The sequence below is a fragment of the Foliimonas ilicis genome (assembly GCF_039939195.1).
Taxonomy (GTDB): Bacteria; Pseudomonadota; Alphaproteobacteria; order Rhizobiales; family Rhizobiaceae; genus Foliimonas; species Foliimonas ilicis.
On the sequence record NZ_JBDUUH010000011.1, the window covers coordinates 18,438 to 34,575 of the forward strand.

General features: G+C 60.9%; 15 protein-coding genes. 9 read left to right on the forward strand and 6 right to left on the reverse strand.

Going from position 1 to position 16,138, the window contains the following annotated elements; genetic code table 11:
• Positions 1-5 precede the first annotated feature (5 nt).
• Positions 6-1,565 carry a helicase HerA-like C-terminal domain-containing protein gene (locus ABFT80_RS20880; RefSeq protein WP_347973886.1) on the reverse strand — a complete coding sequence of 520 codons (1,560 nt, stop codon included), beginning with the start codon at positions 1,563-1,565 and terminating at the stop codon, positions 6-8.
• A gap of 248 nt (positions 1,566-1,813) precedes the next feature.
• On the opposite strand from ABFT80_RS20880, the gene ABFT80_RS20885 reads away from it, so the two are divergent.
• From ABFT80_RS20885 to ABFT80_RS20895, 3 genes are read left to right on the forward strand one after another with little or no spacing between them, the layout of a single operon-like run.
• Positions 1,814-3,244, forward strand: a complete 1,431-nt coding sequence (locus ABFT80_RS20885) for a methylmalonyl-CoA mutase subunit beta (protein WP_347973887.1) — start codon at positions 1,814-1,816, stop codon at positions 3,242-3,244.
• Complete coding sequence (gene scpA, locus ABFT80_RS20890) at positions 3,241-5,364, forward strand: methylmalonyl-CoA mutase (protein WP_347973888.1); 2,124 nt, start codon at positions 3,241-3,243, stop codon at positions 5,362-5,364. Before ABFT80_RS20885 ends, scpA begins: the two co-directional genes overlap by 4 nt.
• A gap of 45 nt (positions 5,365-5,409) precedes the next feature.
• The gene (locus ABFT80_RS20895) at positions 5,410-5,604 is read left to right on the forward strand and encodes a hypothetical protein (protein WP_347973889.1); all 195 of its coding nucleotides are present in this window, start codon (positions 5,410-5,412) and stop codon (positions 5,602-5,604) included.
• Positions 5,605-5,626: 22 nt separating this feature from the next.
• Here ABFT80_RS20895 and greA read toward each other — a convergent pair whose 3' ends face one another.
• Entirely contained in the window at positions 5,627-6,100 is a 474-nt protein-coding gene (greA, locus tag ABFT80_RS20900) for a transcription elongation factor GreA (RefSeq protein ID WP_347973890.1), read from the reverse strand.
• A 90-nt stretch (positions 6,101-6,190) separates the two neighbouring features.
• Between greA and ABFT80_RS20905 the strand changes: the two genes are divergently transcribed.
• Positions 6,191-7,540, forward strand: a complete 1,350-nt coding sequence (locus ABFT80_RS20905) for a TIGR03808 family TAT-translocated repetitive protein (protein ID WP_347973891.1) — start codon at positions 6,191-6,193, stop codon at positions 7,538-7,540.
• Here ABFT80_RS20905 and ABFT80_RS20910 read toward each other — a convergent pair whose 3' ends face one another.
• On the reverse strand, positions 7,541-8,545 hold the full coding sequence (locus ABFT80_RS20910) for an asparaginase (RefSeq protein ID WP_347973892.1): 1,005 nt from the start codon (positions 8,543-8,545) through the stop codon (positions 7,541-7,543).
• Between the two features lie 91 nt (positions 8,546-8,636).
• On the opposite strand from ABFT80_RS20910, the gene ABFT80_RS20915 reads away from it, so the two are divergent.
• Complete coding sequence (locus ABFT80_RS20915) at positions 8,637-9,380, forward strand: DUF3750 domain-containing protein (RefSeq protein ID WP_347973893.1); 744 nt, start codon at positions 8,637-8,639, stop codon at positions 9,378-9,380.
• Between the two features lie 228 nt (positions 9,381-9,608).
• Here ABFT80_RS20915 and ABFT80_RS20920 read toward each other — a convergent pair whose 3' ends face one another.
• Genes ABFT80_RS20920 through ABFT80_RS20930 form a run of 3 tightly spaced genes read right to left on the reverse strand, consistent with a single transcriptional unit; the run spans position 9,609 to position 12,035 of the window.
• The gene (locus tag ABFT80_RS20920) at positions 9,609-10,106 is read right to left on the reverse strand and encodes a hypothetical protein (RefSeq protein WP_347973894.1); all 498 of its coding nucleotides are present in this window, start codon (positions 10,104-10,106) and stop codon (positions 9,609-9,611) included.
• A gap of 31 nt (positions 10,107-10,137) precedes the next feature.
• Positions 10,138-10,872 carry an SDR family NAD(P)-dependent oxidoreductase gene (locus ABFT80_RS20925; RefSeq protein ID WP_347973895.1) on the reverse strand — a complete coding sequence of 245 codons (735 nt, stop codon included), beginning with the start codon at positions 10,870-10,872 and terminating at the stop codon, positions 10,138-10,140.
• Entirely contained in the window at positions 10,869-12,035 is a 1,167-nt protein-coding gene (locus ABFT80_RS20930; RefSeq protein ID WP_347973896.1) for an acetyl-CoA acetyltransferase, read from the reverse strand. The genes ABFT80_RS20925 and ABFT80_RS20930 overlap by 4 nt, the downstream gene beginning before the upstream one ends.
• 268 nt (positions 12,036-12,303) lie before the next feature.
• On the opposite strand from ABFT80_RS20930, the gene betI reads away from it, so the two are divergent.
• The 4 genes from betI to ABFT80_RS20950 are packed head-to-tail and all read left to right on the forward strand — an operon-like array spanning position 12,304 to position 16,040.
• On the forward strand, positions 12,304-12,891 hold the full coding sequence (gene betI / locus ABFT80_RS20935; RefSeq protein ID WP_347973897.1) for a transcriptional regulator BetI: 588 nt from the start codon (positions 12,304-12,306) through the stop codon (positions 12,889-12,891).
• Positions 12,888-14,414, forward strand: coding sequence for a choline-sulfatase (betC, locus tag ABFT80_RS20940; RefSeq protein ID WP_347973898.1), 1,527 nt, complete (start codon positions 12,888-12,890; stop codon positions 14,412-14,414). The genes betI and betC overlap by 4 nt, the downstream gene beginning before the upstream one ends.
• 1 nt (position 14,415) lies before the next feature.
• A complete protein-coding gene (locus ABFT80_RS20945) occupies positions 14,416-15,054 on the forward strand; it encodes a glutathione S-transferase family protein (protein ID WP_347973899.1) in 639 nt (212 codons plus the stop codon).
• Positions 15,051-16,040 (forward strand): threonine/serine dehydratase, encoded by a 990-nt coding sequence (locus ABFT80_RS20950; RefSeq protein WP_347973900.1) that lies wholly within the window; start codon positions 15,051-15,053, stop codon positions 16,038-16,040. Before ABFT80_RS20945 ends, ABFT80_RS20950 begins: the two co-directional genes overlap by 4 nt.
• Positions 16,041-16,138 lie beyond the last annotated feature (98 nt).

Sequence of the window (16,138 nt, forward strand, 5' to 3'; positions counted from 1 at the left end):
TTAAATTAGCGACCCTTGGTGAGACTTCCCAGAATTCCGCGCACGATCGCACGACCGACCGAGGAGCCGACCGAGCGGACGACCGACTTGATGGCCGCTTCGGCGACCGTCTGACGGCTGGAACCGCGCGGTGCTGTGGTGCGGCCTCGCGTCGTCGGCGTCTGGTTTTGCGTGTTGCCGCCACCGAAATCGGGAAGCGTCCAGCGTGACCCGCCCGCCTCCTGCGGCTGCTGCTGGGCTTCCTGCTGCGCCTGTTGCGCTGCTTGCGCCTTCTTCTGCAGCATTTCGAATGCGGATTCGCGGTCGATCGTCTCGTCATACAGATGGCCGACCGGACTGGAGGCGATCAGCTTTGCGCGCTCTTCGGGCGTGATCGGGCCAACGCGGGCGGATGGCGGGCGGATAAGCGTGCGCTGAACCATGGAAGGCACCGCCTTCGCCTCCAGCGTTGAGACCAGCGCTTCGCCGACGCCAAGCTGGGTAATCGCCTTGGCGCAATCGAAATCCGGGTTCGGGCGGAACGTGTCGGCAGCCGTTTTCACGGCCTTCTGCTCGCGCGGCGTATAGGCGCGCAGCGCGTGCTGCACGCGGTTGCCGAGCTGCGCCAGCACGGTGTCGGGAATGTCGAGCGGGTTCTGCGTGACGAAGTAAACACCGACGCCTTTCGAACGAATCAGGCGCACCACCTGCTCCACGCGGTCGACGACGATCTTCGGCGCGTCGTCGAACAGGAGATGCGCTTCGTCGAAGAAGAACACCAGCTTCGGCTTGTCCGGATCGCCGATTTCGGGAAGTTCCTCGAAAAGCTCGGAAAGCAGCCAGAGCAGGAATGTCGCGTAGAGACGCGGGTTCATCATCAGCTTGTCGGCTGCCAGCACATTTATCGCGCCGCGACCGTCAGCCGTCGTGCGCATGATGTCGGCGATTTTCAGCGCAGGTTCGCCGAAAAAATTCGCCGCGCCCTGCTGTTCGAGCACCAGCAGCGAACGCTGGATAGAGCCGACCGAAGGCTTCGTGACATTGCCGTAGCGTGAGCCGATTTCACCGGCACGCTCTGCGATATTGGCGAGCAGCGCCTGCAAATCCTTGAGATCGAGAAGCAGCAGGCCTTCTTCATCGGCAATGCGGAACGCAATGTTCAGGACGCCTTCCTGCGCATCCGTCAGATTCATCAGGCGCGAGAGCAAAAGCGGCCCCATTTCGGAGATCGTCGCCCGGATCGGATGTCCCTGCTGGCCGAAGAGATCCCAGAAAATGACCGGGAACTCCCGAAATTCATATGGATCGAGCTTCACGGCTTCGGCGCGCGCGACCAGGAAATCCTTCGGCTCGCCCATTGCTGCGACGCCCGAAAGGTCGCCCTTGATGTCAGCGCAGAACACCGGCACGCCGGCATTCGAAAAGCCCTCGGCCAGAACCTGCAGCGTCACCGTCTTGCCGGTGCCCGTCGCGCCGGTCACAAGTCCGTGGCGGTTTCCGTATTTCAGCAGGAGTTCTTCGGGGCGTTGATAGCTATCGTCAGGCTTTCGGCTAGCGCCGATGAAAATGCTGTCTTCCTGCGCCATCGAAAATGCCTCCGCCAACAACTGTCTGTTAGAATGCGATGCGAGATTTATAGTGACCAGTTTGCAGCGTCACAATGGCAATACGTCGAAATGCGAAATTGATGACTTGCCGAGGCCTTTGGTGTTTGGCAATTCATAAGGGACCGCGCGACAAAGGCCCGCCTTTCGTCGCATAGGTTCTTATTGGATTGCGGGAGTGGGCTTCACCTCTTAGAGTCTATTTTCATATACGGAATAAGGGAATTGGAATGAGTTCGACCGAAAGCGGATTTCCTGGAGCAGACAGGGAAGAATGGCGCGCATTGGCCGAAAAGGCGCTCGCAGGGGCTGCCTATGAGGAAGCTCTGGTCTCGCGCACCGATGATGGCATCGAGATCGATCCGCTGCCCGAACGCTCGACGAAAATCAATCCGCTTACCCGCGCAAACCCTTCCGTTCCATGGCGCATCGTTCAGCGCGTCGACGATCCCGATCCGGCGCGCGCGGCAAAACAGGCGCTGGAAGACATTGCGCAGGGCGCGACAGGGCTTTCGCTCGTCTTCGAAGGCGCGCCGAATGCGTTCGGCTATGGCCTGCCCGGAACGCCGCAGGCACTTGAGCAGGTTCTGGCAGGCGTCGATCTCAACAAGACGCATGTGCGCGTCGATGTGCATCCGTCCAGCCGCGCCATGGCCGACTGGCTGGTGGCGATCCTCAACAAGCGCGCCGTCGATCCGGCAAAGCTCAGCATGTCCTTCGGCATCGACCCGTCCGCGATCTTTGCCGGCACCGGCAGGCTGCGCATGTCGATTGCAGCCCTTCAGGCCTCCATGCCGCAGTCGCTGGCGCATTTCTTCACCATCGGCGTTCCGGGCGTGCTTCTGGAAGCCGATGGCCGCGTCTTCCACAATGCGGGCGCGACCGAAGCGCAGGAGCTCGGCATCATGCTTGCCGCAGCCGTCGCGCATCTGAAACTCTTCGTCGAGGCCCGTCAGGCGCTGGTCTATGCAGCACCCCATATCGGCTTTGCGCTCAGCGTCGATCAGGACCAGTTCCTGTCCACCGCCAAGGTTCGCGCCGTTCGTACATTGTGGGCGAAGGTCCAGGAAATCTGGTCGATCCCGCCCTCACCCGCTATCATCCATGCCGAGACCTCGCATCGCATGATGACGGCAAAGGACCCGGAAACCAACATCTTGCGCGGCACGCTCGCGGCATTCGGTGCGGCGACAGGCGGCGCGGATTCGATTTCGGTTTTGCCCTATACGATTGCCCACGGCCTGCCGGATGCATTCGCCCGCCGCGTCGCGCGCAACACGCAATTGTTGCTGGCCGATGAAAGCCATATCGATTTCGTTTCCGATCCGGCTGCCGGTTCGGGCGGCGTCGAAAGCCTTACCACCTCGCTTTGCGAAGCCGCGTGGAAGGAATTCCAGGCGATCGAAGCCGAAGGCGGCGTGCTGGCAAGTCTTGCCGCGGGCCATATCCAGAAGCGGGTTCTTGCCGCACGCGACGAGCGCACCCGCGATTATCGCGAAGGCAAGCGCCAGATCGTCGGCACGACGGTCTATCCGCTGAAGGTCGAGCGCCCGATTTCGACGATTGCCGCCGAACAGCGCCCGGCACCGAGCGACGGCACGGTATTTTGCGAAAACCTCGCGGCAAAGCGCATCGACGAGTTGCTAGAGGCGGCGCAATGACGCCAGACTTCACGGCGATTCCCTGGTCGGAGCCGAAAAACGCTCCGTCCGGCGGCGAAACGCGCCAGTGGAAAACGCCGGAAGGCATCAAGGTCAAATCCGCCTATGGCGAGGCCGACCTGAAAAACCTGCCCTATCTCGATACCTATCCGGGCATCGCGCCGTTCATTCGCGGCCCCTACCCGACCATGTATGTCCAGAAACCGTGGACGATCCGCCAATATGCCGGGTTTTCGACGGCCGAAGAGTCCAACGCCTTCTACCGCCGCAATCTCGCGGCGGGTCAAAAAGGCCTGTCCATCGCCTTCGATCTGGCCACCCACCGCGGCTATGACAGCGACCATCCGCGCGTTGCGGGGGATGTCGGCATGGCTGGCGTGGCAATCGATTCCATCCTCGACATGCGCCAGCTTTTCGACGGCATTCCGCTCGACGAGATGACCGTTTCGATGACCATGAACGGCGCGGTTCTGCCCATCATGGCGCTTTACATCGTTGCGGGCGAGGAGCAGGGCGTTTCGCCAAAGCAGCTTGCCGGAACCATTCAGAACGACATTCTGAAGGAGTTCATGGTTCGCAACACCTACATTTATCCGCCGAAACCCTCGATGCGGATCATCTCGGACATCTTCTCCTACACATCCGAGCACATGCCGAAATTCAACTCGATCTCGATTTCCGGCTATCACATGCAGGAAGCCGGTGCGACCGCCGACCTCGAGCTCGCCTATACGATTGCCGACGGCATCGAATATGCGCGGGCCGGTGTCGCCACCGGGCTGAACATCGACCGTTTTGCGCCGCGCCTCTCCTTCTTCTGGGCCATCGGCATGAACTTCTTCATGGAAGTTGCCAAGATGCGCGCCGCGCGCCTCATCTGGGCGCAGCTCATGCAGAAGAACTTCGCGCCGAAGGATGCGCGCTCGCTGTCGCTGCGCACCCATTCGCAGACCTCCGGCTGGTCACTGACCGCGCAGGACCCTTACAACAACATCATGCGCACCATGATCGAGGCGATGGCCGCCACGCAAGGCCACACGCAATCGCTGCACACCAATTCCTTTGACGAAGCGCTGGCGCTGCCGACCGACCATTCGGCCCGCATCGCGCGCAACACCCAGCTTATCCTGCAAAAGGAATCCGGTACGACGAGGCTCATCGATCCGTGGGGCGGCTCGGCCTATGTCGAGCGGCTGACGCATGACCTCGCCGCCCGCGCGCTGTCGCATATCGAGGAAGTCGAAACGCTGGGCGGCATGGCCGCCGCGACCGAAAAAGGCATTCCGAAGCTTCGCATCGAGGAAGCCGCCGCACGCACGCAGGCGCGCATCGATTCCGGCAAGCAGATCCTCGTCGGCGTCAACGCGTTCCGTCCCGAACAGGACATGGAAGTCGATGTTCTCAAGATCGACAATGCCGAGGTCCGCGCCCGCCAATTGTCGAAATTGCAGGAACTCAAAGGCACGCGCGATGTCGCAGCGGTCGAAAGCGCACTCGATGCGCTGACCAATGCCGCGCATGGCGACGGCAATCTGCTCGAATTCGCAATCCGTGCCGCCCGCGCCAAAGCCACAGTCGGCGAAATCTCGCTGGCGCTGGAAAAAGTATTCGGTCGCCACGTTGCCGAGGTCCAGACGATTTCCGGCGTCTACCGCAAGGAAATCGGCGAGAATCCGGTGGTTGACCGCGTGCAGGGCAAAGTCGAGATTTTCGAGCGCGAAAACGGCTCGAAACCACGCATTCTCGTCGCGAAAATGGGTCAGGACGGGCATGATCGCGGCCAGAAGGTCATCGCGACCGCCTTTGCCGATCTTGGTTTCGACGTCACCGTCGGCGCGATGTTCCAGACCCCGGAAGAAATCGCCCGCATCGCCGCCGATCATGACGTGCACATCGTCGGCGCATCATCGCTGGCCGCTGGCCATCTGACGCTGGTGCCGGAACTACGCGAGGCGCTTGCCCGCCTTGGCCGCGGCGACATCGTCATCGTCGCAGGCGGCGTCATCCCCCCGCAGGATTACGAAGCCGTCCTCAAAGCAGGCGCCGCCGAAATCTTCCCGCCAGGCACGGTGATCCCGGAAGCAGCAGAACGGCTGCTGGATAGGCTAAACACAACTTGAGGTTTTAATCTGTTTTTTGTAATCTGCTGATGGAAGGAGGCTTCGATGAGTAATTCGAGCAAAGACAACGTGAAAAAACAGATATTGGCTGCAAAAGAAGCAGCCGATAAGTACCACGATGCGCTTTCTATGCTTGCGAAGTCGGAGCCGAAATTGACACCTGACATGCAGGCTCAAATAGAAGTCGCTAAAAAACGGATGGAAAAATATAAAGTAGCCTACCGGGCCTTGGCTAAGTAGCTGCCACGCTGAATTTAAGCGCTCACTTCCCGCCGAACTTCACGATTTCCCATTCGCGGCCATTGACCGTAAACACATCGCCCACGCTTTTGCCGAACATGGCCTGCGCCATTGGCGAGACATGTGAGATCATGCCTTTGGTGGCATCGGCTTCGTCCTCGCCGACGATCTTCCAGACGTTTTTCTTGTCCTGCTCGTCTTCGATGGTCACGGTCATACCGAAGCGCACGACAGAACTGTCGGCTTCCGGGACGGAGAGTTCCGCGCTTTCGCGCCGCGCCGTCCAGTAGCGCAGATCGCGCGAGGTCAGCGCCATCTTTTCGCGGTCGGAATCGGCCTCCGCCTTTGCGAGATTTTCACGCAGTTCGGCAAGCTCCGCATCGATAAGCGCAAGCCCGTTTTCAGTCACCAGATTGCGATGTTCGCTCACCGGACGTTCGCCGATACCCGAAATTGCGTTTTCGCTATCTTCTTCGCGTGTGAATGCTCTGCTCATACTTTTAATCTAGGAAAGCAGGCGACATGCGGCAAGCCGCACGAATGAAGTAAGGTCGAACGGGTTCCCGCAAACGAGGCAGACACAACGATGCTGAACAGGCGCAGATTTTTGGTCGGAACCGCAGGATTTTCCGTTCTCGGCCTTTCGGGAGCCTTCGCGGCAAACAGCAGCCTGCGCGGCGCACTCAACGCAACCGAACTTGGGCTTCGCGCGAATTCTTCGCAAGATCAGAGCAAGGCGTTTGCCAAAATGCTGCGTGAGGCCGCGGACCGAAATGCACCAATCTTCCTGCCGCCCGGAAACTATATCCTTTCATCCATCGCGCTACCCGCCGCCGTGCGCCTGTCCGGCGTTGCGGGTGCGACACGCATCGTCTTCGGCGGAAACGGCCATCTGTTCAGCACAAACGAAGCGCAACATATCGATTTGCAGGGCCTCACATTCGATGGCGCAAATCACGCGATAGATGGCAGCGCCCGTGCGCTGATTGACCTGAAACGCGTCGCGCGGCTCATCGTAGAAGGCTGCGAAATCCTCGGCAGCGGCAGAGATGGACTGGCGCTGGAGCGCGCATCCGGCCGCGTCAACGCAAACAGGATTTCGGGCGCGGCAGATTTCGGCATTTTCTCGGTCGATGCAAGCGGCCTCGACATTATCGGCAACAATGTTTCTGACTGCGGAAATGGCGGCATTCTGGTACATCGCTGGGCCATCGGCGAAGACGGAACGAATGTCACGGGAAACCGCGTCAGCCGCATCGCTTCGCGCAATGGCGGCACCGGGCAGACCGGCAATGGCATCAACGCATTTCGCGCCGGAAACGTCATCGTGGCGAACAATATGGTTTCGGATTGCGCCTTTTCGGCCATCCGCGCCAACAGTTCGGGCAATATCCAGATACGTGGAAACACTTGCCAGCGGCTTGGCGAGACCGCGCTTTACGCCGAATTCGCCTTCGAAGGCGCGGTCATTACCGACAACATCGTGGATGGTGCCGCGAATGGCGTGTCCATCGCCAATTTCAACGAGGGCGGACGCATGGCCGTCTGTTCGGGCAATCTGGTGCGCAACCTGACCACCAAAGGCCCTTATGAAGCGACCGCCGCAGGCTTCGGCATCGGGCTTTCGGTCGAAGCCGATACGACTGTTACGGGCAACATCGTGGAAGGTGCCCGGCTCGGCATGAATATCGGCTGGGGGCCGTTCATGCGCAATGTGACCGCCACCGGCAATGTCCTCCGCAAGGTCTCGACCGGCATCGCGGTCAGCGTGGTCGAGGGCGTGGGTGCGGCAACCATCGCCAACAATATCATCGAAGACGCCTCCAACGGCGGCATCGTCGGCTATCGCTGGGCGGACCCTGTCACCGTCGATCTGGCGCGCGAGCCGGATGCGCGCATGCCGAACCTCATCGTTTCGAACAATCAGTTGCGCTGACTAGCTCAACTCGGCAGTCGGACGAAGCGAGGCGACTTCGATGCCGTTCCAGTTTTTCAAAACCGGATTGGCAAGCTCGCCCAGCCGTGCGGCCAGCGCTTCATCTTTGCTTAGAAGCTTTGCAAGCACGGCGGACACCATCACTTCCGCAGCGCGGCTGCCGCCATCGTCGCACTTTAGGGCAATACCCAGCCCAAGTTCAGGCACTGCCGCGCAGAACACGCCTTCGGCGCCGATCTTCACGAAGATGCGCCCCGGCGCGGCCTCCATGAGTTTCGTGTCGGCACGGCCGGTTCCGGCCACATAGAATGGCTCAGCCATGCAGGCCGTGAACAGCCGTTTCGCTGATTTCGCACGCTCGGCACCCAAGCCGACGCCGGTCGCCATCTTGGCAAAACCTTGCGCCAGATTGTCGAGCGGCACGGCATAGGTCGGGATCGAGCAGCCATCTATGCCGCTGTTTTCCGCATTATGCGTAGCGCCCGTCACATCCTCCATCGCCTCGCGCACCATTTCCTGCAGCGCGTGGCCTGCATGGATGTAGCCCTTATGCGCGATGCCCGCATGGCAGCAGGTGCAGACGAAACCGGAATGCTTGCCGGAGCAATTGTTGTGCAGGGCGCTGGGCTTGCCGCCGGTGCGCGCAAGCTCGATGGTCGCCTCTTGCCGCGAGGGCCAATGCGCACCACATTCGAGTGCGGTGCCGTCCAGACCGGCTTTGGCCAGCATGGCGCGCGCCAGTTCGGTGTGTGCGACTTCGCCATTGTGTGAGGCGCAGGCCAGCGCGAGTTCCTTGTTTCCGAAGCCGAACGCATCCGCCGCGCCGCTTTCCATCAACGGCAAAGCCTGGATGGATTTGACTGCAGAACGCGGAAAGACCGGCCGTTGCGTATCGCCAAGCGCGAGAACGCTTTTGCCATCCGCATCGAAAACCGAAACCGTGCCGCGATGCCTGCTTTCAACATGGCTGCCGCGCAAAACTTCGACCAGAACAGGGTTTGTCACGATTTCACCAAATTGATTGGAAGTTTATCTCAAAGCACGCTTACTCACGTGCTTATTCCGTAAAAAACCCGATGCAAAGGCTTTTCAACGCATGTGGATCGCAACGCGCTTGGCATTGTTCGTGCTGATCTTCTTCATTTTTCCGACCCTCGCCACACTCGGCTGGTGGGCGATGCAGGACCGCCCGAACTCGTGGCGCTCCGCCGATTGGTCGGCGAGCGGCGTGCTGCCGGTCGTGCGCAGCGAAGACGATGCGGCGATCTACATCATGGCGGCGCGGACCGGCGGCATGAAGGGTGCGCTTTCGGTGCATAGCTGGGTGGTGACGAAGCAGGCCGGGTCGGATCATTACGACCGCTACGACAAGGTCGGCTGGGGCTCGCCCGTGCGCAAGAACGGCTATCCCGCCGATGCGCGCTGGTATTCGAACGAGCCGGTAATCGTACATGCGGTGACAGGCGAAACGGCTGAGCGGCTGATCCCGAAAGTCGAGGCGGCGATTGCCGACTACCCCTATTCCAAGAGCGGCGATTATCACATCTGGCCGGGACCGAACTCCAACAGCTTCGTCGCGCATGTGGTGCGCACCGTGCCGGAACTTGGCGCGCGCATGCCCCCCAATGCAACCGGCCGCGACTATGCGCCGGGCGTCTTCGCCATAGACTGGTCGCCGGAAGCGCATGATTTCCACGCTACGTTGGGCGGGTTCTTGGGCTTCTCGGTCGGCGCGCTGAGCGGTGTCGAGATTCACTTTATGGGTTTGGTCGCAGGCATCGATATTCTGCAGCCTGCGTTGAAGATACCGGCGTTTGGACGGGTGGAGTTGGCGTTTTAGAGCAGGCATCTCAAATAGATGCGCTTGTGCGAGACGACCCCCCTCTGCCCTGCCGGGCATCTCCCCCTCAAGGGTGGAGATTATTTCGTCATGAAAGCGCGGCATCAATCGATAACGTCGTAGAATTGAGCACCGATGGCAGTATCGGCCAATCTCCACCCTTGAGGGGGAGATGCCCGGCAGGGCAGAGGGGGGTTGCCCCGCGATTCCGTCAAAAGCGGAACCGCCTTACTGATCGAACGCCTCAAACAACACGCGGCGCAGCGTCAAATCCACATCGCTGTTGGCCAGCCCGGCGAATTTGATGTCATCGACCAGAAAGTCCTTCCCGTTTTCGACGAGCACCAGCCGGTCGCTCCAGCCATTGCCGGGAAAATCCGGGAGATCGTAGGACACCTGGATTTCCATGCGCCCTGCCCGCCCCGTAATTTTTCCCGGCTTGCAGACCGGCGCATGATCCTGAAAACCCTGAAACGGAATGCCGTCGCCGAATGGCGGCTTTTCGCCGGGATTGGCATCGGCGATCAGCTTGTTGCGGGCTTCGGCTTCATCCACGGCGCGCAGCAGTGAAGGCGAAAACAGGGCGCGCTGGGCGGCATCGTCGCCTTTCACGCGGGCCTCGCAGAAAGACTTCGCGACGGCTTCCGGCGTTTCGAAGGCATAAGCCTGCCCGTATACACAAAATAAAACCATGCCAGCCGACAGCATCTTCGCGAAAAAGCTCATTCAGAATCTTTCAAAGGGAGATAAATCGGGCTCAGTCTTCGCGGAAGATTCCGGCAGCAATCAGTCCGCCATCGACGGCAATCGTCTGGCCTGTGATAAAACTCGCTTCCGGCGACAATAAAAACGACACCGCCGCCGCCACTTCCTCTGGCTGGGCAAGACGTCCCTGCGGCACGGATTCAAGCCATAGCCTCTGTTGCAGCGAGACTGCAAGCGCGGGCGCATCGACCGGGCCGGGCGCGACGCAGTTTACCCGCACGCCATGTCCGGCAAATTCGATGGCCAGCGTATCCGACATCAGTTTCAACGCGGCCTTTGATGCGCCATAGGCAAGATTGCCCCGGTTGGCGCGAACGCCCGAAACGGACCCGATATTGACGATGGCAAGGGTCTGCCCCATCCGTTCGAGCGCGGCTTTCGCGGCCATGAACGGCCCGACGAGATTGACGTCGAGCATTTCGCGCAGCAGTTCGGCGCTGGTTTCTTCGGCGGATGCTTCGCGCCAGATTTCCATGCAGTTGACCAGACCGCCGATCAGGCCAAGGCTGTCCACCGTCTGATCGAAGGCTTCGGCCAGTTCATCTTCATCGGTCGGATCGGCTTCGATGAAAATCGCGTTTTCACCGGCGAAATTGTCTTCCGCCTCGGCAAGTGCTGCTGCATCGGCGTCGATGATCGCGACCGGCCAGCCGTCTTCCAACAGGCGCTCGACAACGGCAAGGCCGATGCCGGACGCACCACCGGTGACGACAGCCGATTGCTTCATCTGATGCGGTCCAGAATGGAGACGTAGTTTGCGACCGCGGCACCGCCCATATTGAAGATGCCGCCGAGTTTCGCATTCGGCACCTGAATGCCGCCCGCCTCGCCGGTAAGCTGCATCGCGGTCAACACATGCATGGAAACGCCCGTCGCGCCGATCGGGTGGCCCTTGGATTTCAGCCCGCCCGAAGGATTGACCGGAAGGCGACCGTTTTTCGCCGTCTGGCCTTCCAGCGCGATCTTGCCGCCCTCCCCGCGTTTCGCCAGCCCCATCGCCTCATATTCGATGAGTTCGGCGATGGTGAAGCAGTCATGCGTTTCGACAAAGGAGAGATCGTCCAGCGTGACGCCGGCGTTTTTCAGCGCCCGCGCCCATGCCTCTTCACAACCTTCGAAAAGCAGAATGTCGCGCTTCGACATGGGCAGGAAATCCTGCACATGCTCATTGGCGCGGAAGGCGACGGCGCGGCGCATGGAAAGCGCGGTCGTCGCATCTGTCAGAACCAGCGCGGCTGCACCATCCGAAACCAGCGAGCAATCCGTGCGCTTCAACGGGCCTGCGACGAACGGGTTCTTCTCGCTCTCGTGACGGCAGAAATCGAAACCCAGATCCTTGCGCATTTGCGCGTAAGGATTATCGACGCCGTTCTTGTGCGCCTTGGCGGCAATGGTCGCCAGCGCGTCGGACTGGTCGCCATAGCGCTGGAAGTATGCATCCGCGATCTTACCGAACACACCGGCAAAGCCGCCGGGAATATCGCCCTCTTCCGGCAGGTAGGAGGCCTTCAAAAGGTTCTTGCCGATCTCCGGGCCGGGCGTCGTCGTCATCTGTTCGGCACCTACGACAAGCACGACGCGCGCGGCTTTCGCCTCGACCGCGCGGATGCCCTGCCGCACCGCCGCCGAACCGGTGGCGCAGGCATTTTCGACGCGCGTCGCAGGCTTGAAGCGCAGGCGGTCATCGGCCTGCAGCACGAGGCTTGCGGTGAAATCCTGCGGCGAGAAGCCTGCGTTGAAATGGCCAAGCACGATCTCGTCCACGTCTTCGGGTCCGAGACCCGCATGGTCCAGCGCCTCGCGCGCCACATTGACGATCAGCCCTTCCAGCGTTTCACCTTCGAGCTTGCCGAAGCGGGAATGCGCCCAGCCAACGATACATGCAGTCATAACTGTCCTTCCCGGATGGGGCGGCGTTGACGAACTGAATCGGGGCCGCGCTCCAACCTTATGTTTTCAAAGACGAACTCTGCCCTGAACCAGCCGGAGACCCGCCATCGACATTACGCATGTTGCGACATTTGCAGCGAGAATCCAACCGGGCGAATTCCGGGCAATCCTGAGGAACATATGGGATGCGGGCCGCGTCCCCACCAGCGTCGGTTTTTTATTGATTGATCACTCAATAAAAAATAAGTTGCCCGCAGAAGGGGAACCTATGCCCAAGCTTGGAATGGAGCCGGTGCGTCGTCGCGCGCTGATCGACGCTGCAATATGCGCGATCGGCGAGCGTGGTTCGCTGGACGTCACCATGTCGGATATCGCCGGACGCGCTGGCGTGTCGTCTGCACTCGCGCATCACTATTTCGGTGCGAAGGACGAGCTTCTTCAGGCAACGATGCGCCATATTCTTTCCGAGCTGGGCGCGGATGCGCGCAAGGCGCTGAGTGCTGCCGAGACGCCGCGCGAGCGCCTTTCGGCAATCATCTCGGTCAATTTTTCCGACATTCAGTTCCGGCCTGAGACAATCGCGGCATGGCTCGCCTTCTATGTCGAGGCACAGCGCTCCAACGCGATGCGCCGCCTGCTGCGCGTCTACGCAAGGCGGCTGCATTCCAATTTGATGAGCGGGCTATTGCCGCTGATGCCACGCGATGCGGCGGACAAGACGGCCGAAGCCGTCGCGGCATTGATCGACGGGTTCTACATTCGCCGTGCGCTGAAGGACGGCCCGGCAAACCCTTCCGGTGCCGCAGCCATCATCGAAGACTATCTCGAAACGAAATTGGAAAAGACTGCCGCATGAGCATTCGGCCCAACATCCTCATCATCATGGTGGACCAGCTCAACGGGACGTTCTTTCCCGATGGGCCTGCGGATTTCCTGCATGCGCCGCATCTGAAAGCGCTCGCCAAGCGCTCGGCGCGTTTTGCCAACAATTACACTGCCTCCCCGCTTTGCGCGCCGGGTCGCGCCGCCTTCATGAGCGGGCAATTGCCGTCGCGCACCGGCGTCTACGACAATGCGGCGGAGTTTGCTTCCTCGATACCAACCTTCGCGCATCATCTGAGGAGCGCGGGTTATCTGACGGTACTTTCGGGCAAGATGCATTTCGTCGGGCCGGATCAGCTTCACGGCTACGAAGAACGGCTGACGACCGACATCTACCCCGCCGATTTCGGCTGGACGCCGGACTATCGCAAGCCGGGCGAACGCATCGACTGGTGGTATCACAATCTCGGTTCGGTGAGCGGCGCGGGCGTCGCGGAAATCACCAACCAGATGGAATATGACGACGAGGTCGCCTTCCACGCCACGCAGAAGCTCTACGACTACTCGCGCGTTTCCGACGACGAGACACGCCGTCCGTGGAGCCTGACCGTATCCTTCACGCATCCGCACGACCCCTATGTGGCGCGGCGCAAATATTGGGACCTTTACGAAGGCATCCCGCAGCTCGAACCGCAGACCGGTTTCATCCCGTTCGATGAACAGGATGCGCACTCGCGGCGGCTCTACACCGCCAGCGATTATCCATCCCATGAGATCACGCCGGAGCAGGTGCGCCGTGCGCGGCAGGGCTATTTCGCCAACATCTCCTACCTCGACGACAAGGTAGGTGAATTGCTTTGCGTGCTGGAGCGCACGCGGATGCTGGACGACACGATCATCGTGTTTGCCTCCGACCACGGCGACATGCTGGGCGAGCGCGGCCTGTGGTTCAAGATGAACTTCTTCGAAGGTTCCGCACGCGTGCCTCTGATGATTGCGGGCAAGGGCATCGCGCCCGGCCTGATCGACACGCCGGTATCCAATCTCGACCTCTGCCCGACGCTTTGCGACCTCGCAGGCATCGACATGAGCGGCATCGCGCCATGGACCGATGGCGAGACGCTCCTGCCGCTGACGCGCGGCAAAGAGCGTACCGCGCCCGTCCTCATGGAATACGCCGCCGAAGGCTCTTATGCGCCGATGGTTGCGATGCGCGAGGGCCGTTTCAAATTCGTGCATTGCGAGATCGACCCGCCGCAACTCTTTGATCTTGAATCGGATCCGCTGGAGACGACGAACCTCGCGGGCGATGCCGCGCATGCCGATCTGGTCGCCTCCTTCATGCAGAAAATCCGCGCGCGCTGGGACATGGCGCGCTTCGATGCGGATGTGCGCGAGAGCCAGGCGCGCCGCTGGGTGATCTATCCGGCGCTGCGCAACGGAGCCTACTACCCATGGGAATTCCAGCCGTTGCAGAAGGCTTCCGAGCGCTACATGCGCAACCACATGAACCTCGACACGCTGGAAGATTCCAAGCGTTTCCCAAGGGGAGAGTGAGATGATCAAGGTCTGGGGACGCGCGACCTCGAGCAATGTGCAGACCGTCGTCTGGGCGCTTGCCGAACTCGGCCTCGACTTCGAGCGCTACGATGTCGGCGGCGTATTCGGCGGCAACAAGACGCCCGAATTTCTCGCCATGAACCCGAACGGGCTCGTGCCGGTCGTCCAGATCGGCGACACGTACTTGTGGGAAAGCGGTGCCGTCGTGCGCTGTCTTGGCGCGCTTCACGGCGACGAGGCCTTCTGGCCTGCTGATCCAGTTCATCGCGCCACGCTCGACCGCTGGGGCGAATGGACCAAGACGACGCTGGTGCCTGCCTTCATAACCGGCGTGTTCTGGCCAAGTATTTCCAAACGCGAGGGCGAGCGCGATGAGGATGCAATCCGCGCTGGCGCAGAGAAATTGAAAGCCGTCGCGCGCATTCTGGATGGGCGTCTGGCGGAAAGCGACTATATCGGCGGCGACACGCTGTGCTTCGCAGACATCATCGCCGGCGCGCTGCTCTATCGCTATTTCGATCTCGATTTCGAGCGGGCCGATACGCCGCATCTGCGCGCCTATTACGACCGGCTGACCAAACGTCCGGCCTATGCCGAGCATGTGATGATTTCCTATGACAGTCTGAGGGCAAAATGATCCCCGATCTCGACCATCTGCGCCGTGCCTATACCGTCACCTCGCGCGCGACGAAAGTCACACCGCTTCTGGAATCCCCTGCGCTGGCGAAACTCGCAGGTGCTGCGCGCGTATTCGTGAAGCCGGAATCGCTGCAATGGACCGGTTCGTTCAAGGTGCGCGGCGCATATTGGCGGCTGACCCGGCTTTCGCCCGAAGAAGCCAAACGCGGCGTCGTGGCTCATTCGTCAGGTAATTTCGCGCAAGGGCTGGCCGCAGCGGGCGAAGCGCTGGGCGTTCCCGTCACCATCGTCATGCCGATAGATGCGCCCAAGGCCAAGGTCGATGCCACGACCGGCTATGGCGCGCGCGTCGTGCAGACCGATCACGGCGAGCGCGTTCGCGGCGAAGTCGCGTTCGAGCGGGCAAAGCAGATCGCGGCGGAAGAAAACCTTACCCTGCTGCATCCCTTCGACGACCCGGAAATCGTCGCCGGACAGGCGGGCGTGGGACTGGAAGCCGCCGAGCAGCTTGAAGCGGCGGGCGTCAAAGCCGACCTGCTTTTCTGCCCGGTCAGCGGCGGCGGGTTGATCGGCGGCGTGTCGCTCGCCTTCCTCCACCTCTCGCCCAAAACGCAGATCGTCGCCGTGGAGCCGGAAGGCTTCGACAGCATGGGTGGTTCCCTGAAGCAGGGCAAGATCACCACCGCACCGCTAGGCGGCAGCTCGATCTGCGACGGGCTTTTAACCCGCACGCCGGGCGTATCGACCTTCGCCGCAATGCGGACCATCGACGCTCAGGCAGCAACCGTGCGCGACGTGGATGTGCGCCGCGCGATGAAGATCGCCTTCGAGCAGTTGAAGCTTGTCTTCGAACCATCGGGTGCTGCTTCGCTGGCGGCGTTCCTTTCCGGCCAGATCGATGTGAAGGGCAAGAACGTCCTGCTGGTCGCCAGCGGCGGCAATGTTTCGCTTGCGGATTTCATGAGGCATGTTGGGGATGTTTGAGCACGTCAGCACCCCCCTCTGGCTTGCCAGCCATCTCCCCCTCAAGGGGAGAGAACAGCCTTTATTTTGGATTTCGCCAACCTTCGGCGTAATTGCGA

Excerpts from the sequence above, each read along its gene's own strand:
- ABFT80_RS20880 (WP_347973886.1), bottom strand. The coding sequence starts at position 1,565 with ATGGCGCAGGAAGACAGCATTTTCATCGGCGCTAGCCGAAAGCCTGAC.
- ABFT80_RS20925 (WP_347973895.1), bottom strand. The coding sequence starts at position 10,872 with ATGAAGCAATCGGCTGTCGTCACCGGTGGTGCGTCCGGCATCGGCCTT.
- ABFT80_RS20945 (WP_347973899.1), top strand. The coding sequence starts at position 14,416 with ATGATCAAGGTCTGGGGACGCGCGACCTCGAGCAATGTGCAGACCGTC.
- betI (WP_347973897.1), top strand. The coding sequence starts at position 12,304 with ATGCCCAAGCTTGGAATGGAGCCGGTGCGTCGTCGCGCGCTGATCGAC.
- greA (WP_347973890.1), bottom strand. The coding sequence starts at position 6,100 with ATGAGCAGAGCATTCACACGCGAAGAAGATAGCGAAAACGCAATTTCG.
- ABFT80_RS20920 (WP_347973894.1), bottom strand. The coding sequence starts at position 10,106 with ATGAGCTTTTTCGCGAAGATGCTGTCGGCTGGCATGGTTTTATTTTGT.
- scpA (WP_347973888.1), top strand. The coding sequence starts at position 3,241 with ATGACGCCAGACTTCACGGCGATTCCCTGGTCGGAGCCGAAAAACGCT.
- ABFT80_RS20895 (WP_347973889.1), top strand. The coding sequence starts at position 5,410 with ATGAGTAATTCGAGCAAAGACAACGTGAAAAAACAGATATTGGCTGCA.
- ABFT80_RS20885 (WP_347973887.1), top strand. The coding sequence starts at position 1,814 with ATGAGTTCGACCGAAAGCGGATTTCCTGGAGCAGACAGGGAAGAATGG.
- ABFT80_RS20905 (WP_347973891.1), top strand. The coding sequence starts at position 6,191 with ATGCTGAACAGGCGCAGATTTTTGGTCGGAACCGCAGGATTTTCCGTT.
- ABFT80_RS20915 (WP_347973893.1), top strand. The coding sequence starts at position 8,637 with ATGTGGATCGCAACGCGCTTGGCATTGTTCGTGCTGATCTTCTTCATT.
- ABFT80_RS20950 (WP_347973900.1), top strand. The coding sequence starts at position 15,051 with ATGATCCCCGATCTCGACCATCTGCGCCGTGCCTATACCGTCACCTCG.
- ABFT80_RS20930 (WP_347973896.1), bottom strand. The coding sequence starts at position 12,035 with ATGACTGCATGTATCGTTGGCTGGGCGCATTCCCGCTTCGGCAAGCTC.
- betC (WP_347973898.1), top strand. The coding sequence starts at position 12,888 with ATGAGCATTCGGCCCAACATCCTCATCATCATGGTGGACCAGCTCAAC.